Raw genomic sequence first — 16,900 nt, forward strand, 5'->3', positions numbered from 1 at the left:
CCCCCCCCCCCCCCCCCCCCCGCAGCACCCCCACCAGCACCACTCAAAGGAGAAGCGAGCATGAGGAAGTCACGCGCAACGGCCGCCATCGGCCTGTCCGTCGTCACCGGCCTCGCCCTGTCGGCCTGTGCCGGCGGCGCGAGCGACGGCACCGTCACCCTGCAGATGGTCGAGAGCCTGACCAACCCCGCCCGGACCGAGGTCCTGAAGTCGCTCATCGCGGACTTCGAGGCCGACAACCCGAAGATCAAGGTCGAGCTCATCTCGCCGCCGACCGATCAGGCCGACCAGAAGATCACCCAGATGCTGCAGTCCGGCTCCGGCGTCGACGTGCTCGAGGTCCGCGACATCACCGTCGGCCCGTTCTCCACCAACGGCTGGCTCGACGACATGAGCGGCGAGCTCGAGGACTGGAAGGGCTGGGACGACCTCACCGACAACGCGACGAAGTACGCGAAGGGCGAGGATGGCAAGGTCTACTACGTGCCCTACGGCTTCTATGGTCTGAGCCTGTTCTACCGCACCGACCTCATCAAGGAGGCCGGCTTCGACGGGCCCCCGACGAGCTGGGACGACCTCCTCGAGCAGGCCTCGGCGATCCAGGACCCCTCGAAGAACCAGTTCGGCTACGCCTTCCGTGGCGGCACCAATGCGAACAGCAACGTCGTCGCGGCCATCGAGGCCTACGTCGCCGACGACCTCGACACCGAGAACGCGTTCAAGCTGACCAACGGCGACACGATCTTCTCCGCACCGGAGGCGCTCGACGCCGTCAACACCTACTTCGACCTCTTCAAGGAGGCCTCGCCGCCGTCGTCTGTCGCGTGGGGCTACCCCGAGATGGTCGAAGGCTTCTCGAACGGTTCGACCGCGTTCCTCCTGCAGGACCCGGAGGTCATCGCGACCGTCGAGCAGTCCGAAGCGATCACGGCCGAGCAGTGGAGCACCGCTCCGCTGTTGACCGGCCCGACCGGCAAGGCCGCGCAGCCCATGGCGACCGCGGGCTGGGGCACGGCTGCGTCGAGCGAGCACAAGGCCGAGGCCGCGAAGCTCATCGAGTTCCTCTCCGAGGACAAGCAGGCCACCACCTTCGCCCAGGAGAACAGCCTCGTCCCGATCGTCAAGAGCGCGGCTGACAGCGACTTCTACAAGACCGGCCCGTGGGCCAGCTACGTCACGATGAACGAGAACCCGGACACCTACCTGAGCGTCACGCAGCCGCGCGGCTCCTCCTGGTGGACCGAGTGGATCCAGAAGTCCGACTCGGAGATCCAGCAGGTCCTCATCGGCCAGCTGACGCCGGAGAAGCTCCTCGCGGGCTGGGACGAGTACTGGACCGAGAAGTGGAAGAGCGAGTAACCGTCCATGACGACCACCACTGACGAAGCGGGTCGCACGCAGCAGCGTGCGACCCCGACACCCCCGGCCGGTCCCTCGCGGACCGCCGGTGGGCGTCGGCGGCGCACCTTCACGGTGCGCCGCGGCTTCGGCCTCCTCGCCTTCCTCGCCCCCGCGTTCATCTTCGTGGCGATCTTCATCTACTACCCGATGATCGCCGGCTCGCAGATGGCGTTCCGGAACTGGAACCTCGCCAACCTCACCGACACCTCGTGGGTGGGCTTCGCCAACTTCCTGGCCGTCTTCGCCGATCCCGCCTTCGGCAGGGTCGTGGCGAACACCGTGCTCTGGGTGGTGGCCTCGATCGTCCCGCAGTTCGTCATCGGCTTCGGCATCGCCCTGTGGCTGCGACGGAGGTTCCGTTTCCGCGGTCTCTACCAGGCGATGATCTTCTTCCCGTGGGCCATCTCGGGCTTCCTCATCGGCATCCTGTTCCGCTGGATGTTCAACAGCGAGTTCGGCGTGATCAACGACCTGCTCCAGAAGGTCGGGTTGATCGACACCCCGATCCCGTGGTTGGCCGACCCGAACACCGCGATGTTCGCCGTCATCGTCGCGAACGTCTGGTACGGCGTCACGTTCTTCGCGATCATGATCCTCGCCGCGCTGCAGTCGGTGCCGGAGGACCTCTTCGAGGCCGCAGCGCTCGACGGCGCGGGCAAGGCGCGCATGCTCTTCCAGATCACGATCCCGTACATCCGCACGACGCTCGCCCTCACGGTGCTGCTCCGGGTCATCTGGATCTTCAACTTCCCCGACATCATCTACGGCATGACGGGCGGTGGTCCGGCGAATCAGACCCACATCCTCACCACCTGGATGATCGCGACCACCCAGCGCGGCGACTACGGGCGGGCCTCCGCGATCGGCCTCATCGTCGTCGCGATCCTGCTGGTGTTCACCGCGTTCTACCTGCTGTCCATGCGTGAGAAGAAGGTGAAGGCATGATCGACCAGGAGACCCGGACGGCGAAGGTCGTCAAATTCCTCTTCCTCGGGCTCTGGCTCGTCATCACGGTGTTCCCGCTGTACTGGATCGTCGTTACCTCGTTCAAGAAGCCGGGCGCGATCTTCTCCTACCCGCTGACGTACTGGCCGGAGGTGTTCTCGATCGAGAACTATCTCGGTCTGTTCAGCAAGGCGCAGTTCGGCACCTACGTCGTCAACAGCCTCATCGTGGCGACGATCGCAGCTCTCGTGGCGACCTTCATCTCGATGCTGTCGGCGTACGTGTTGGCGCGGTTCGAGTTCCGGAGCAAGGGGGCGATCCTGCTGGCGTTCCTCGCCACGCAGATGATCCCGTCGTTCATCGCACTCGGCCCGCTCTACCTGCTGATGACGCAGCTCAAGCTCGTCGACAACCGGTTCGGGCTCATCCTCATCTACATCGCGGTGTGCATCCCGTTCTGCACCGTCATGCTCCGAGGGTTCTTCGAGAACATCCCCGACGCCCTCGAGGAGGCGGCCATGATCGACGGCTGCTCGCGGTTCGGTGCGCTCTTCCGGGTGCTCGTCCCGGTGCTGAAACCCGGGATCGTCGCGGCGTTCATCTTCAACTTCGTGAACTGTTGGAACGAGCTGTTCCTCTCGGTGACGCTCATCAACAGCGATGCGAACAAGACGATCCCGACGGCGCTCAACGGCTTCATCACGAGCTACAACATCGACTGGGGCTCCATGTCGGCGGCCGCGGTGCTGACGATCATCCCGACGATGGTGCTGTTCGCGTTCGCGAGCCGGTACATCGTGCAGGGCCTGACCGCGGGAGCGGTGAAGGGCTGACCCCGCTCATTCGCCCGAACATGGGCGAACCGACGCCCGTTCGCCCATTCCTGGGCGAGTGGGCGTCGTCACGGGCGGCCCTCGGTGAATCTGGAAGCCCGCTGATAGTTTGACGCTCTAGCGACCTGCAGGTGGAAGATGAACCATGTTCGGTTCGAAGCAGACGACGAGGTCACTCCGCTACGCCCGCTACGGCGGGCCCGACGTACTCGAGTTCATCGAGTCCGAGATGCCGCATCCCAGATGGGGCGAGGTCGTGGTCGACGTCCTCGCGAGCGGCATTAACCACATCGAGGCGTTCGTCCGCGAGGGGCACCTCGCCGAGACGGTGCCGATCGAGCTGCCGACGGGGCAGGGGAGCGACTTCGCCGGGTTGGTCCGCGAGGTCGGAACCGGGGTCGAGGGCTGGAAGCGCGGCGACGAGGTGATCGGGCACGCCGTCCGCGGCGCGCACGCCACCCAGGTCGTGGTCCCGGCGTCGTCCCTCGTCCGCAAGCCGAAGCGCGTGAGCTGGGAGGAGGCCGGCGGGCTCTACCTCGCCGGACTGACGGCGCTGGACACGCTCGACGGGCTGCATCTCAAGCAGGGTGACACGCTCGTCATCTCGGCGGCGGCCGGTGGCGTCGAGAACATCGAGGCGCAGTTGGCGAAGTTCGCGGGCGTGCGGGTCATCGGCACCTGCGGTGAGCGCAATCACGACTTCCTCCGTGAACAGGGCGTCAAACCGGTCGTCTACGGCGAGGGCATGGCGGATCGGATCCGCAAGCTCGCGCCAGAGGGCGTGACGGCGTTCATCGACAACTTCGGTCAGGACGGTCAGGAGCTCGCGTTCGAGCTCGGCGTACCACCTGAGAAGTACCGCTCGAGCGAGGATCGGAAGGCCATCGAGCTCGCCGCACTCGAGCCGGACGAGGAGTTCTCGGCGCACGCCACGAAGCAGCTGCAACGCCTCGCGGACTACGCCGCCGACCACGCGTTGAAGGTCGTCGTCTCGGCGTTCTACCCGTTCGACCTGATCATCGACGCGTTCGAGGATCTCGAGCGGTTGCACGCGCGGGGCAAGATCATCGTCGGCATGCGTCCGGCGAACCCGGAGCGCATCGTCAAACAGCGAGACCTGCACGACGCCAGGCCCTGACGACGGTCAGCGCGGTGCGCTGGCCCGAGACGTCGGGTTCCGGCGCCAGCGCGGTGCGCTGAACCGAGATGCACGGTTCCGGCCTGGGCGCGGGTCTCGCGCATGAGCGCGACCCTCCGGAGACCCGCGCTCGCGCGTGTGGGCCGCGCTCGCGTCAGCGCACCGCGCTGGCAACCGGAAGGGGAGGGCGGTCGGCTAGTTGAAGATGAAGCCGAGGACGGTCGCGCCGCCTCCACCGAGGACGAGCGCGACGACGAGGACCCAGGCGATGAGCCGCTGACGACGCTTGCGCTGCTCGCCCCATTCGGCCAGTTCCCGGTCTTCGCTGCTGCTCATCACCCCAGCCTACCGGCGGGGTGCTTGCCCGGCATCAGGCGACGGCAGGGACGAGGGCCTTCACCGACGTGGTCCTCGCCCGGGCGATCGCGAACGTCGTGGCGGCGAGCGATCCGAGGAGCCAGAGGACGAGGCCGACGACGCCGGCCGCTGCTCCCGCGTCACCGATCGCGATCGCCTGCAGACCACCGAGAGCCGGTGCGATCGGCAGGAACGCGAGGATCTGGTCCAGCACCTGCGGAGCGGTCGCGATGATCCCGGTCGCCAGACCGACGAGCGCGACGATCATCGAGATGAACCGACCTGCACCACCGAACAGGGCGTTCAGTGCCTGGTTGGCGGCGGCGAAGACGAGCCCTGCGAGGACGGCGACCCCGGCGAAGCCGAGCCAGCCGCCCGCGTCGAGGTCCAGCAGCGGTGCGGTGATGACGGCGACGAGCAGGCCCTGCAGCATCCCGATCGCTCCGGCCGGGACGAAGGCCCCGAGCGCGAGCCGCAGCGATGAGCGGGTGGATCCGAACGCCCGCACGGGCACCGGCCGCAGGACGAGGAAGCTCGCGAGCGCACCCAGCCAGAGGGCGAGGACGGCGTAGAAGGGAGCGCTGTTCGTGCCGAAGGACACCGTCGCCGAATCGCCGGCCGAGACCGGGTCGGCGACGACGCCCGCGAGCGTCTGTCGGTCGGAGCTCGTGTAGGTCGGCAGGCTGTCGACCGCGCTCTGCAGACCGGACGCGAGCGAGGTGATTCCGCCGGACAGGGTGCCGGCGCCCGAAGCGAGCTGGTTCGACGCGTCGGCGAGCTGGGTCGTACCGGTCGCCGACTGCGCCGCGCCGTCGGCGAGTGCGGACGCCCCCGTTTGCAGTTGCGTCGTCCCGGAGGCGGCTTTGGACGCGCCGTCGGCGAGGCCTGCCGCTCCGGCCGCGATCTGCGCCGCCGCGGTGTTGATCTTGGCGATGCCGTCGACGAGTGCGGGCATGCTGGAGGAGAACCGCTTGGTCGTCGTCGCCAGCGATGTGGTGCCGGGATACCCGGTCGAGACGTCGCCGTCGGTGAGGGCGGTGGCGGTGCCGACGGTCGTGAGGATGTCCTTGCACAGCGTCGGGTCGATCGCCGTCAGCGCTGCCGCCTTCACCGGGTCCAGGCAGCGAGCCGCCACGGACGTCGCCGCAGCCTTCGTCGCGTCGGCGACGCGGGAGGTTCCGGTCGCCGCCTCGGCGAGCCCATTGGCCCCGCCGACCAGCCCCGGGTTGTCCGCGCTCCCGTCACCCTGCGTCCCGGCGTACAGCGTCGCTGCTCCATTCGCGAGCTGGCTCGCGCCGCCGCTCAGTTGCGACGCACCGGACGAGAGCTGCGTGGCGCCGTCGGCCAGCGCATCCACCCCGTCGCTCAGCTGCGTCGCACCCGACGACAACTGCGTCGCGCCCGTGGCCAGCTGCGTGGTGCCGTTCGCGAGTTGCTGCGCACCCTGCGCGAGCGAGAGTCCGCCCGTCGAGAGTTGCTTCGCACCGTCGGCGGCCTCACCGAGCTGGTCGTGAAGGGTGTTGAACCCGACGTAGACGTTCTCGAGGTAGGTGGTGGTGAGCTGCCGACCGAGGAGCGAAGCCGCGGTCTGCGTGATCGTCTGGGAGATGGCGTCGTCGACGAGCTTGCTGCGGTCGCTCGTCGTGACGTCGAGGCGGGCGCGCTCGGCGTCGGCGGCGTCGCCGGAGAACGAGGTCGCCGCCTTCGAGAAGTTCTCCGGGATCGTCACGACCGCCGTGTATGAACCGTCGGCGAGGCCGGCCTTCGCGTCGGACGCGTCGGTGATGACCCAGGTGTAGTTGGTCTTCTGGTCACCGTCGACGAGGCCCGCGGAGAGCTGACGTCCGAGCGGCACGGTCTGGCCGTCGACGGTGACCGGCTTGTCGTCGTTCACGATGGCGGCGGTCACCTGGCCGAGTCGTTCCGCCGGGTTCCACAGCGCCCAGACGAGTCCGCCCGCGATGACGAGCGGCACGAGGATGAGGCCGATGATCGAGACGACCGTGACGCCCTTGCCGGAGCGGGCCCGTTCGAGGCGGTTCAGGATGGTGCTCATGCGTCGACCTTCGATTCAGCGATGGCGGTGGGAGTGGACGTGGTGGTGGAGGTGGTGCGGTCGAGGTCGAGCACCTCGGCCGTCGTGGTCGGCAGGACGTCGGTGAGCGAGGACGCGTCAGCGGTGCCGACGACGATCGTGAGCGGTCGGCGCGTGCGCTCCGCGGCCCTGGTCGCCGTCAGGAGGCGCTCGTACAGTCCGCGTCTCGTGTCGTCGTCCGGCACGGTGTCGACCCCGTCGAGGACGATGATGGCGGGGCGTTCCGCCAGCGCCGAGGCGAGCGTTCCGACGGGTTCACCGTGGTCGAGACGGACGTACGCGACGCGGGACCGCACCGCCCCGGCGCGGACCGGCAGGACCAGACCGGCGACCTTGAGCCGACCGTGGTCGGGTTCGAGGCGGCCGGCCAGCGTCAGCAGGAGGGCGGTGACCGAGACCGGGCGCGCGCCCTGTACCGCGAGCACGCCGCCGACGGCGACGGTCGTGTCGACGTCCTCGTACAGCGGTCCGTCCGCACCGGCCAGGGTGACTCCCGCGGCGGCGATGGCGACCTCGTCACCGTTGCGCCACTCGCGCAGCTCGAGTTCGCGCTGCAGCCCCTCGCCCTCGACGTCGAAGGACGGCAGGATGTGGTCGAGCCACTTCGGCAGGTACCAGGCGTGGTCGCCGAGGAGCGCGAGCACCGCCGGCACGAGGGTCATGCGCACGATGAACGCGTCGACGAAGACGCCGACCGCGAGCCCGAGGGCGATGGGCTTGATGTTCGTGTCGCCCTCGGGCACGAAGGCGGCGAAGACCGCGAACATGATGACGGCCGCGGCGGTGACGACCTTCGCCGAGCCGAGGAAGCCGGTCTCGACGGATCGCTTCGCGAGTCCCGAATGGACGAAGTCCTCGCGCATCCGGGAGACGAGGAAGACCTCGTAGTCCATCGCGAGCCCGAACAGGACACCCATGAGGATGATCGGCATGAAGCTGATCACCGGACCGGTCCTCGCGACGTGGAGGGCCTCGGCGAACACGCCGTGCTCGAAGACGAGGGCCACGACGCCGAACGACGCGGCGACCGACAGCAGGTAGCCGAGGGTCGCCTTGATCGGGACCCAGATGGAGCGGAAGACCATCGTCAGGAGCACGAGCGACAGGCCGACGACGATCAGGCCGAAGGGGAGGAGGGCTCCGCCGAGGCGGTCGGAGATGTCGATGCCGATGGCCGTGAACCCGGTGACCTGGAGGTCGACGCCGTACTCGTCCTGGAAGTACTGGTGCAGTCCCCGGATCTCGGCGACGAGGTCCTTCGTCGCCTGGGAGTCGGGACTGCCGCTCGGGATGACCTGGATGATGCCGGTGTCGGCCGTCGCGTTCGGGGTGGCGAGCGGGACGGCGGCGACGCCGTCGAGTCCCTCGATCTCCTGCTTGAGGTCGGCCATGAGTCCGAGCGGGTCGGTACTGCCGACGATGCCGCCGGTGACGATGAGTGGCCCGTTGAAGCCCTCGCCGAAGTGCTCGGAGACCAGGTCGTACGTCGTGCGGGCTCCGTCGCCCTCCGGCAGCGAACCGGCGTCGGGGAGCGCGAGTCGGAGCGACAGGGCGGGGATGGCGAGGGCGCCCAGGACGGCGACGACGGCGACGATCGTGACGATGGGGAGTCGCGTGACGCCTCGCACCCAGCCGAGGAAGAAGCGGTTGGGGTGCCCTTCGACAGGCTCAGGGACCGCGTTGTGGTGCTCAGGGACCGAGGCCTGTGGGCCGTCGACCGGCTCGGCGGCGCCCCGGGCCGCCGCGCGCTTGCCGGCCCGCCTGGCCTTCGGCCGGAGGCGCTCGCCGGCGAAGCCGAGCATGGCCGGGATGAGGGTGAGCGAGATGACGACCGCGATCGCGACACCGACCGCCGCGGCGACACCCATCGTCGTGAGGAACGGGATGTTCGCGACCGCGAGCCCGAGGAGGGCGATGATGACCGTGAGGCCCGCGAAGATGACGGCGGAACCGGCCGTCGCGGTCGCGCGGGCGGCCGACTCGGTCGGGTCGAGGCCGCTGCGCAGGCCGTCCTGGTGTCTCGAGATGATGAACAGCGCGTAGTCGATGCCGACGGCCAGGCCGAGCATGAGCGCGAGCATCGGCGTCGTGGAGGAGATCGGCCCGAAGACCGTCGCCACGAAGATGAGCGCCATCGAGATGCCGACCCCGAGCAGTGCGGTGATGAGCGGCATGCCCGCGGCAAGGAAGGAGCCGAAGGTGAGGATGAGGACGACGAGCGCGACGACCACGCCGACGAGCTCGATGACACTCAGCGTCGGGAGGCTGTTGCTGAAGAGCTGCCCGCCGAGGGAGGCCTCGGCGCCGGCCGGGAGCGCCTTCGCGAGGCTCGCCTCCGCGTCCTCGACGTCACTGATGGTGGCGGCGGTGATGTCGGTCTGCGCCCCGTCGAACTGGATCGAGATGAGCGCCGCCCGCCGATCCTCCGAGACCGCCCCCGTCACGTTCTCGTCGAACGGGGAGACCGCCTGCTCCACCTGCCCGATGTCGCCCAGGGCGGTGACGGCGTCGTCGATCGCCGATCGGACCCCGGCGTCCTCGACGGTGTCGCCCTCCGGTGCGACGACGATGATCTGCGCCGAGGCACCGGCCACCTGTGGGAAGGTGTGGTCGAGCGAATCGAGCGCCTCCTGCGACTCCGTACCGGGGATGGAGAAGGCGTTGTCGGTTCCCTGGTTGAAGAGCAGCGCGCCGCCACCCGCGAGGGCGAGCACGGCGATCCAGAGGATCAGCACGAGCTTGCGGGCGCCGAACGCCCAGCGGCCGAGGGTGTAGAGCAGTGAGGACACGCGTCGCTCCTAGGGAGGTCGGCGCTGCTTGCAGGCGAGCCGACGGAGAGGTTCGGACAGGATCGATACAGCGGTGTATCCGATACATGACTGTATTGGATACAGTGATGTATCGGCAAGAAGTCGGTCGAGCTGTCAGTAAGGTGTCAGGATGCGCGTGCACGAAGCGGTCGAGTCCCCGGGCGACGAAGCGCCGGTCGAGTCCGCGCGTCGGCAGCGGACGCGCGAGCGGCTCGTCGACGCCGCCTACGAGGTCTTCGCCGAGTTCGGCGTGCACGCGGCCTCCGTCGAGCAGATCAGTGAGCGCGCGGGCTTCACCCGCGGCGCCTTCTACTCCAACTTCGACTCGAAGGAGGAGCTGTTCTTCGCCCTCGAGTCACGCGAGAACCAGCTCCGACTCGACCGCCTGGAGGCTGGACTGCAGGCGGTCAGCCCGTCGCTCCTCGACGCAGCGGGCCGCTACACCGAGGGCTCGCTCGAGGCCCTGATCCGTGCCTTCCTCGAGCTCCAGCCCGATGACCGCCGCTGGTGCCTCGTCCAGTCGGAGTTCCGGATGCTGGCGATGCGCGACGCCGACGTCGCCGCCCGCTACCTCCAGCACCAGGAGAGCGCGGGCCGGCAGCTCGCCGCGTGGCTCGACCAGGCGGCCGGACTCGCGCACGTCCGGTTCACGATCCCGACGCCCGACATCGCGAACATCGTCGTCGCCCTCTACGAGTCGGCCATCCAGACGGCCGTGCTCATGGACCCGGACGGCGACGAGGGCTCACCGCGCGAGCTCGCGATGCGCACGCTCCCGGCCATCGTCCGCGCCCTCACCGAGTCGATCGCCGACTGACCTCAGGCCCGGCTCGTCGCGAGCGTTCCCGGTCACCCCTCACAAGCAGGGCGGGCCCGATCCAGGAACTCCTGGATCGGGCCCGCGTCGGAGCAGCCCGGCAGCGGATCCGATTCAGCCGCTGAGGGCCGACGTCGGTGGTGTCCTGGCCGCGCGGATCGCCGGGTAGAGGCCGGCGATCGCACCGATCGCCAGGGTCGCGCCGACGCCCGCGAGCAGCACCTCCGGCGGCACCGCCGTCGGCCAGTCGTTCACCGCGGCGACGATGCTCGTGACGCCGGTGCCGAGCGCGGCGCCGGCGACCCCGCCGAGGGCGGAGAGCAGGAGGGCCTCGGTGAGGAACTGGGACCGGATGTGGCCCCGCGTGGCCCCGAGGGCGCGACGGAGGCCGATCTCGCGACGGCGCTCCAGGACCGAGATGACCATCGTGTTCGCGACGCCGATGCCCCCGACGAGCAGGGCGACGGAACCGAGTCCGAGGAGGAGCCCGGTGAAGGCTTGATCTGCGGCCTGCTTCGCGGCAAGGGCGTCGGACGGCCTGGACACCTCCACCTCCTCGGGTGCCGCGGGGTTCACGGTGCGGGGGAGGAGCTCGCGGACCGCCTCGACGCGATCATCGGCGGACCGCTCGTACACCGTGGTCGGTTTGCCGTCGTACCCGAACAGCTCGGCGGCAGCCGTCTCGCCGATCATCGCGGTGGTGTCGAGTTCCGGGGCGAGTTCCAGGGGATCCAGGATGCCCACCACGGTGAAGTACTGCTCGCCGAGCTGGATCTTCGTGCCGACCGTCGTGATGCCGAGACGTTCGGCGGCTTTCGACCCCAGGACGACGGCTGGATAGCTTCCCGTCGCCCGGTTCAGCCACTCGCCGGAGGCGAGCCTCCCACCGACGACGTCGAGCAGGCTCTCCGTGACCGCCACCGCCCCGAGCCCGCCGCTCGACGCGCGGTCGATCAGGCTGTTGCGGTAGACGAGTACGTCCTGCAACGACGCTGCCGAGCCGGCCTGTTCGACGCCGTCGATCAGCCCGACCTTGCCGACGGTGTTCTCGGGGAGCGTGGCCGCCTCGCCGAACAGGTTCTGGCCCGGCTGGACGGTGAGGAGGTTCGTCCCGAGGGCCGAGAGCTGCGCCTGCAGTTTCGCCTGACTGGACGAGGAGATACCGACGACGGCGATCATCGCCGCGATGCCGATCGCGATCCCCAGCGCGGAGAGGACCGCACGCGTCGGCCGAGCCCGGAGACCGGTCGTCCCGAGCCGGAGGATGTCGCGGCCGAGGAGCCGTGACCGTCGGTCGTGGTCGGGGTGCATACCCTGCTCCTTCATGCCGCCCGCCCCGAATCGCTCACGATCCTGCCGTCGCGGATCGCCACCTGGCGGGGGAGTCGCGCAGCGAGTTCGGCGTCGTGCGTGATCACGACGATGGTCGTGCCGGCCTCGTGGAGTTCGTGCAGCAGTTCGACGATGCTCGCGCCGGACACGGAGTCCAGGTTGCCGGTGGGTTCGTCGGCGAGGAGCAACGGCGGGTCGCCGACCACGGCGCGTGCGATCGCGACCCGCTGGCGCTCACCGCCGGAGAGCTGCGTCGGGCGGTGGCCGAGACGATGGCCGAGGCCGACGCGTTCCAGGGCGACGACCGCGCGACGACGGCGCTCGGCCCGGGGGACCCCGGCGTAGATGAGGCCGTCGGCGACGTTGTCGACCGTGGTCGAGCCGTCGGCGAGGTGGAACTGCTGGAAGACGAAGCCGATGCGGTAGGCGCGCAGGGCCGACAGCTTCGCGTCGGCGAGGCGTCCGACGTCCGAACCCGCGATGCGGGCGGTCCCACTGGTCGGTCGGTCGAGCGTCCCGATGAGGTTGAGCATCGTCGACTTCCCGGAGCCGCTCGGTCCGACGATGGCGACGAACTCGCCCTCCTCGATCGTCAGGTCGACACCCGCGAGCGCGAGCGTGGGCGGCTCACCGTACTCGCGGGTGACGCCCTCGAGGTGGATGATCGGTGGGCCGGCCGGCCGCTCGGCTGCGGCGGACGAGGCCGTCATGGTGTCGGTCATGACACCGGCACCACGACGTCGAGACCCTCACGGATCCCGTCACCCGAGACCTCGACCCGACCATCGGCGAACAGACCGGTCGTGACCGGGACCTGACGGTGCTTCCCCTTCCCCTCGACGACCTCGACGCCGAACGTCTTGTCGTCGATCGCGATGAGCGCCTCCACCGGGACGGAGAGGACGTTCTCGCGTCGTTCCGTCGGGAAGCCGACCGTCACGGTCGCGCGTTGCAGATCGGCCGCGGCCGCCGGATCGTCGAGCGTGATGCCGACCGGGATCGTGACCTTCTTCTGTCCGTCGGCATCCGACTCGGTGGGGACGCCGACATCGGTCACCGTGCCGGTGGTGGTCTGCCCGCCGGGAAGGTTGACGTCGACCTTGGTCCCGACGACACCGAGACGCTGATCCGCGAGCTTCAGCGGGACGTCGATGCGCTTGTTCAGGGACGATACGGTGACGATCTTGTCGGACGCGGCGGTGCCGACCGCGGCGTCGATCGAGGCGATCCGGACGTCGCCGGGCATGAAGACCACCGATCCGAGTTCCAGGCGTCCGGTCTCCTCGAGCCCGAGCGCCTCCTGCCACCGTTCGATGGCGCGCGCGGTCGAGGACGCGAACTCGTCGTCCGGCTCGCGGTCGAAGTACCCGAGGGCGGCGAGGCTGGTCTCGAGTTGCCGCACGTCCGGTCCGTCGCTCATCCCGGACTCGAACGACCGCCAGGCGGGCAACGGTCCGTGCAGAAGCGAGACCGGGACGTTGTCGACGGCGTACAAGGTTCCGCCGAGCGACACCGTGCTGCCGGGGGCCGGCACCGCCGTGACGATGCCGGCCCCGCCGCCGATGGTCCGCTGGTCGGCGTAGTCGAGCGTGCCCGTCGCCTGGGTCGTGCCGGCGAGGTCGCCGGCGGTGATCGGCGCGGTGCCCGTTCGGACGGTGTTCGAGGGCTCTTCCTGACTGGTCGCCTCGGCCGAGGAGAGCACGGCGATGCTCGCGACGGCGCCGCCCGAGATCAGGACGGCGCCGACGCAGAGGGCTGCGATGATCCGGCGGCGGTCGGTCATCGGTTCGTCGAACCGAGTGAGCTGCCGTTGCTCATGTCGAGGCCGCAGGCGTCGAGCACGTCTTCAGGCACGTCGCTCGGAATGTTCATCGCCTCACCCTTCACCGGGTCGGGGACGTCGATGCCGTTCTCGCGGAAGCACTCGGCCATCTGGAGCTGTTCTTCGAACCGGTCCGAGACGGGCACGTCGCCGCCCGCCGGTGCGGGCGGGGCTCCGAGCTTGTCGGTGCACGTCTTGGAAGCAGCGGTGAAGGCTTCCGGGTCCGCATCGCCGAGACTGATCGCGGCGCCGGAGCCGTCCTTGCCGGGGTCGGGCATGTCCACGCCCTCGTCGCGCATGCAGGAGGCGAAGGCGAGCTGCCAGTCCTCGAAGCTCTGAACCGTGGACGGCGTCTTCGAGCCCGGCTCGGATCCGGGTGAGCCCGATGCGCACGCGGCCAACGATCCGATGAGGAACGGGATCGCGATGAGGGCGGCGAGTCTGCCGGCCGGACGGCGGACGGAACGGGTGATGGTGATGTCGGACATCTGCACTCCTCAGTGGGTGGGGCTGACTGGTGACGACCAGTCCACTCGGCGGCGCGTTGTCCGGGCGTCAAGGAAAACGTTGACGTTCTCTGAACGTCCCGAACGGCACGGTAGATAACCGACACTCGGGGGTTGCTCGATCGGCGTCCGTACGATCCCGGAGTCACCACACCCAATCGAGAGGAACATCATGCGCGTCCTGGTTGCCGAGGACGAGGTCTACCTGGCCGAGGCGGTCCGAGCCGGCCTCCGGCAGGAGGCGATCGCCGCGGACGTCGTCCACGACGGCGACGCAGCGCTCGAGGCGCTCACGATCAACGACTACGACGTCCTGCTCCTCGATCGGGACCTGCCGGGCACCCACGGCGATGACGTGTGCCGAACGGTGGTCGCCGAGCATCCCGGTGTGCGCGTCATGATGCTGACGGCGGCACGTCGACTCGACGACACCGTGTCCGGCCTCGGTCTCGGCGCCGACGACTACCTGGTGAAGCCGTTCGAGTTCCCGGAGCTCGTGGCCAGGCTCCGCGCGCTCGCCCGGCGCACGGCGGAGTCGCGCCCTCCGGTCCTCGAGCGCGCGGGAGTGCGACTCGACCCGTTCCGGCGGGAGGTCTTCCGCGACGGCGTGTACGTGAAGCTGTCGCGGAAGGAGTTCGCGGTCCTCGAGCAGCTGCTGCTCGCCGACGGCGGGGTCGTGAGCGCCGAGACCCTCCTCGAGAAGGCCTGGGACGAGAACGTCGACCCGTTCACGAACACCATCCGCGTGACCATCTCGAACCTCCGCCGACGCCTCGGCTCGCCGTGGGTGATCACGACCGTCCCGGGCGCGGGCTACCGGATCGAGGGCGACTGATGCCCCGTTCCGACGCCGCGGGGTTGCTCAGCCGCCCGAACCGCTTGACGGTGCGCATGCGCTTGACGCTGACGTACGCGCTGCTGTTCACCGTCGCCGGCTCGATCATGCTCGCCCTCATCTACGCCTTCATGCGGTACGTCCCGACGTACGCGATCACCGCGGTGCGGGCCGATGCGGCCATGGACGGCGCGACCTGGCTGCAGGCGACCGTGCCGACCGAGGCCGCCGGGGCGGCCACCTATCAGCCGGTGGAGGGGCTGACCTCGGCGAACGGTGCAGCGGCACTCGTCGTCTCGGACCAGAGCGACATCCTGAACACGCTCCTCGTCTGGTCGCTCATCGTGCTCGTCGTCCTCGCGGCGGCGAGTGCGTGGGGCGGTTGGATCCTGTCGGGCAGGCTGCTGCGTCCGTTGCACGAGATCAACGTGGCCGCGCAGCGGGCGGCGACCGGATCCTTCGACCATCGGGTCGCCCTCGCGGGCCCGCGGGACGAGATCACCGACCTCTCCGACACCTTCGACCACATGCTCGAACGGCTCGACCGGTCGTTCCGCGCCCACCAACGGTTCGCGGCGAACGCCTCTCATGAGCTGCGGACCCCGCTCGCGACGACCCAGGCGATGCTCGACGTCGCGGCGACCAGCGACGACCTCGACGAACAGACCGTCAGGGGACTCATCGCCCGACTCCGTGAGACGAACACGCGCAGCATCCAGACCGTCGAGGCCGTCCTCGACCTCGCCGACCTCGAGCACTCGGAGCTGCGGGGTGAGAACGTGGCACTCGGAGAGCTGGCCTCCGAGGCCTGCGTCGCCGCGGCCTCAGCAGCTCGAGCGCGCGGGATCGACTGCACGGCCGAGGTACAGGACCTCGCGGTCTGGGGCGACGAGGCCATGCTGCATCAGCTGTGCGGGAACCTCCTGCAGAACGCCGTCCGACACAATGTCGACGGTGGTTTCGTGCGGGTCTCGGTGCGCCGGTCGGGCGGGCCGGCGGGCGGCACGGTCGTCCTCCGGGTCGAGAACTCCGGCGAGTCGATCCCGGCGGACGTGGTCGCGAGGCTCACCGAACCGTTCTACCGCGCCGGCGGCCGGGTCGCGCGCGGTCCGGAGCGGTCACGCGGGCTCGGACTCGCCATCGTGGAGAGCATCGCCGAGGTGCACGGGGCTGCGCTCGAGCTCACCGCGCGTTCGGAGGGCGGGCTGGTGGTGACGGTCACCTTCCCGCCGCGCCGCCCGGACGCGGATGCAGCGTCGTCGACTCAGCGCGCCGTGACGACGCGCTCGCCGCGGGCCCACACGAAGAAGCCGGCGAGGGTGAACGCTCCGTAGAACAGGTACATCGACGCCGAGACCCAGTACCCGGCGCCGAACAGGAGCGGCACACCGACCAGGTCGACCGCGACCCAGATGAGCCAGAACTCCACCCAGCGTTTCGCCATCCCCCAGGTGGCGAGGAGGGATCCCATGAAGATCCAGGCGTCGGCCCAGACCGGCTCGTAGGAGCCGAGTGCCCGGAACACGGGGATCAGGAGCAGCGTCCCACCGAGCAGGAGGCCGACGAGGACGAGCCGCACCCGCCAGCCGGCCCAGCGGGGCCGGATCACGGCGACCGGACCGGTCGTCGCCTCGACGCGCTCGACCCGTCGCCACTGCACCCAGCCGTAGATCGACACGACGATGAACATGAGCTGGCGGCCCGCCTGCCCCAGCAGGTTGGTCGGGTTCGGCGTGTGGAAGACCGCGCCGAGGAAGACGGTCAGGAGGAGCGCGTTGCCGATGATGCCGACGGGCCAGGCCCAGGCGCGGCGACGCATGCCTCCGAGGGCGCTCGCCAGGCCGAACAGGTTGCCGACGACCTCCCGCCAGAGGACCACCTGGTCGCCGACCCTGAACGTCGCGTCGAAGAGCCAGAGGAGGATCCCCACTGCAGTGCTCCGATCAGGTCTGTGGCCGAATGATGCGCGGTCACCCGACCGACGGTCCACCGTACATCGTGCAGAGCCG

15 protein-coding genes are annotated in these 16,900 nt (G+C 69.4%); 7 read left to right on the plus strand and 8 right to left on the minus strand.

Annotation, left to right across the window (positions count from 1 at the left end):
- Nucleotides 1-60: 60 nt before the first annotated feature.
- The 4 genes from BIU99_RS16495 (at nt 61) to BIU99_RS16510 (ending at nt 4,317) form a co-directional block, all read left to right on the plus strand.
- Nucleotides 61-1,359: a sugar ABC transporter substrate-binding protein gene (locus tag BIU99_RS16495; protein WP_064294151.1), complete on the plus strand. Its 1,299-nt coding sequence runs from the start codon at nt 61-63 to the stop codon at nt 1,357-1,359.
- Nucleotides 1,360-1,365: 6 nt separating this feature from the next.
- Entirely contained in the window at nt 1,366-2,346 is a 981-nt protein-coding gene (locus BIU99_RS16500; RefSeq protein ID WP_064294152.1) for a carbohydrate ABC transporter permease, read from the plus strand.
- Nucleotides 2,343-3,179 (plus strand): carbohydrate ABC transporter permease, encoded by an 837-nt coding sequence (locus BIU99_RS16505; protein WP_064294153.1) that lies wholly within the window; start codon nt 2,343-2,345, stop codon nt 3,177-3,179. The genes BIU99_RS16500 and BIU99_RS16505 overlap by 4 nt, the downstream gene beginning before the upstream one ends.
- Before the next feature lie 145 nt (nt 3,180-3,324).
- Nucleotides 3,325-4,317: an NADP-dependent oxidoreductase gene (locus BIU99_RS16510; RefSeq protein ID WP_071262254.1), complete on the plus strand. Its 993-nt coding sequence runs from the start codon at nt 3,325-3,327 to the stop codon at nt 4,315-4,317.
- A 195-nt stretch (nt 4,318-4,512) separates the two neighbouring features.
- Here the strand turns inward: BIU99_RS16510 and BIU99_RS20055 are convergent, their stop codons facing one another.
- The 3 genes from BIU99_RS20055 to BIU99_RS16520 are packed head-to-tail and all read right to left on the minus strand — an operon-like array spanning nt 4,513 to nt 9,558.
- Nucleotides 4,513-4,653 carry a hypothetical protein gene (locus BIU99_RS20055; RefSeq protein WP_162852291.1) on the minus strand — a complete coding sequence of 47 codons (141 nt, stop codon included), beginning with the start codon at nt 4,651-4,653 and terminating at the stop codon, nt 4,513-4,515.
- 34 nt (nt 4,654-4,687) lie between these two features.
- Nucleotides 4,688-6,730 carry a YhgE/Pip domain-containing protein gene (locus tag BIU99_RS16515; RefSeq protein WP_071262255.1) on the minus strand — a complete coding sequence of 681 codons (2,043 nt, stop codon included), beginning with the start codon at nt 6,728-6,730 and terminating at the stop codon, nt 4,688-4,690.
- Nucleotides 6,727-9,558, minus strand: coding sequence for an MMPL family transporter (locus BIU99_RS16520; protein WP_071262256.1), 2,832 nt, complete (start codon nt 9,556-9,558; stop codon nt 6,727-6,729). Before BIU99_RS16520 ends, BIU99_RS16515 begins: the two co-directional genes overlap by 4 nt.
- A 151-nt stretch (nt 9,559-9,709) precedes the next feature.
- Here BIU99_RS16520 and BIU99_RS16525 point away from each other — a divergent pair, with 151 nt between their 5' ends.
- Nucleotides 9,710-10,396 carry a TetR/AcrR family transcriptional regulator gene (locus BIU99_RS16525; protein WP_064294157.1) on the plus strand — a complete coding sequence of 229 codons (687 nt, stop codon included), beginning with the start codon at nt 9,710-9,712 and terminating at the stop codon, nt 10,394-10,396.
- Nucleotides 10,397-10,510: 114 nt separating this feature from the next.
- Here BIU99_RS16525 and BIU99_RS16530 read toward each other — a convergent pair whose 3' ends face one another.
- The 4 genes from BIU99_RS16530 to BIU99_RS16545 are packed head-to-tail and all read right to left on the minus strand — an operon-like array spanning nt 10,511 to nt 14,038.
- Nucleotides 10,511-11,707 (minus strand): ABC transporter permease, encoded by a 1,197-nt coding sequence (locus BIU99_RS16530; RefSeq protein ID WP_071262257.1) that lies wholly within the window; start codon nt 11,705-11,707, stop codon nt 10,511-10,513.
- Nucleotides 11,708-11,718: 11 nt separating this feature from the next.
- Nucleotides 11,719-12,450: an ABC transporter ATP-binding protein gene (locus BIU99_RS16535; protein WP_240555671.1), complete on the minus strand. Its 732-nt coding sequence runs from the start codon at nt 12,448-12,450 to the stop codon at nt 11,719-11,721.
- Nucleotides 12,447-13,511, minus strand: coding sequence for a peptidoglycan-binding protein (locus BIU99_RS16540; protein ID WP_083397434.1), 1,065 nt, complete (start codon nt 13,509-13,511; stop codon nt 12,447-12,449). The genes BIU99_RS16535 and BIU99_RS16540 overlap by 4 nt, the downstream gene beginning before the upstream one ends.
- A complete protein-coding gene (locus BIU99_RS16545) occupies nt 13,508-14,038 on the minus strand; it encodes a hypothetical protein (RefSeq protein WP_083397435.1) in 531 nt (176 codons plus the stop codon). The genes BIU99_RS16540 and BIU99_RS16545 overlap by 4 nt, the downstream gene beginning before the upstream one ends.
- 190 nt (nt 14,039-14,228) lie before the next feature.
- Between BIU99_RS16545 and BIU99_RS16550 the strand changes: the two genes are divergently transcribed.
- Both BIU99_RS16550 and BIU99_RS16555 read left to right on the plus strand, forming a co-directional pair.
- Nucleotides 14,229-14,891: a response regulator transcription factor gene (locus BIU99_RS16550; protein ID WP_064294162.1), complete on the plus strand. Its 663-nt coding sequence runs from the start codon at nt 14,229-14,231 to the stop codon at nt 14,889-14,891.
- A complete protein-coding gene (locus BIU99_RS16555; protein WP_071262258.1) occupies nt 14,891-16,225 on the plus strand; it encodes a cell wall metabolism sensor histidine kinase WalK in 1,335 nt (444 codons plus the stop codon). The genes BIU99_RS16550 and BIU99_RS16555 overlap by 1 nt, the downstream gene beginning before the upstream one ends.
- Here the strand turns inward: BIU99_RS16555 and pnuC are convergent.
- Nucleotides 16,156-16,821 (minus strand): nicotinamide riboside transporter PnuC, encoded by a 666-nt coding sequence (gene pnuC / locus BIU99_RS16560; RefSeq protein ID WP_064294164.1) that lies wholly within the window; start codon nt 16,819-16,821, stop codon nt 16,156-16,158. The genes BIU99_RS16555 and pnuC overlap by 70 nt on opposite strands.
- Between the last annotated feature and the right edge of the window lie 79 nt (nt 16,822-16,900).

The sequence above is a fragment of the Plantibacter sp. MMLR14_011 genome (assembly GCF_001865025.1).
Classification (GTDB): Bacteria; Actinomycetota; Actinomycetes; order Actinomycetales; family Microbacteriaceae; genus Plantibacter; species Plantibacter flavus_A.

What these genes read in the sequence shown, in the direction of transcription:
- BIU99_RS16495 (WP_064294151.1), top strand. Translation starts at nt 61, where the DNA reads ATGAGGAAGTCACGCGCAACGGCCGCCATCGGCCTGTCCGTCGTCACC.
- BIU99_RS16500 (WP_064294152.1), top strand. Translation starts at nt 1,366, where the DNA reads ATGACGACCACCACTGACGAAGCGGGTCGCACGCAGCAGCGTGCGACC.
- BIU99_RS16505 (WP_064294153.1), top strand. Translation starts at nt 2,343, where the DNA reads ATGATCGACCAGGAGACCCGGACGGCGAAGGTCGTCAAATTCCTCTTC.
- BIU99_RS16510 (WP_071262254.1), top strand. Translation starts at nt 3,325, where the DNA reads ATGTTCGGTTCGAAGCAGACGACGAGGTCACTCCGCTACGCCCGCTAC.
- BIU99_RS20055 (WP_162852291.1), bottom strand. Translation starts at nt 4,653, where the DNA reads ATGAGCAGCAGCGAAGACCGGGAACTGGCCGAATGGGGCGAGCAGCGC.
- BIU99_RS16515 (WP_071262255.1), bottom strand. Translation starts at nt 6,730, where the DNA reads ATGAGCACCATCCTGAACCGCCTCGAACGGGCCCGCTCCGGCAAGGGC.
- BIU99_RS16525 (WP_064294157.1), top strand. Translation starts at nt 9,710, where the DNA reads ATGCGCGTGCACGAAGCGGTCGAGTCCCCGGGCGACGAAGCGCCGGTC.
- BIU99_RS16530 (WP_071262257.1), bottom strand. Translation starts at nt 11,707, where the DNA reads ATGCACCCCGACCACGACCGACGGTCACGGCTCCTCGGCCGCGACATC.
- BIU99_RS16535 (WP_240555671.1), bottom strand. Translation starts at nt 12,450, where the DNA reads ATGACCGACACCATGACGGCCTCGTCCGCCGCAGCCGAGCGGCCGGCC.
- BIU99_RS16540 (WP_083397434.1), bottom strand. Translation starts at nt 13,511, where the DNA reads ATGACCGACCGCCGCCGGATCATCGCAGCCCTCTGCGTCGGCGCCGTC.
- BIU99_RS16545 (WP_083397435.1), bottom strand. Translation starts at nt 14,038, where the DNA reads ATGTCCGACATCACCATCACCCGTTCCGTCCGCCGTCCGGCCGGCAGA.
- BIU99_RS16550 (WP_064294162.1), top strand. Translation starts at nt 14,229, where the DNA reads ATGCGCGTCCTGGTTGCCGAGGACGAGGTCTACCTGGCCGAGGCGGTC.
- BIU99_RS16555 (WP_071262258.1), top strand. Translation starts at nt 14,891, where the DNA reads ATGCCCCGTTCCGACGCCGCGGGGTTGCTCAGCCGCCCGAACCGCTTG.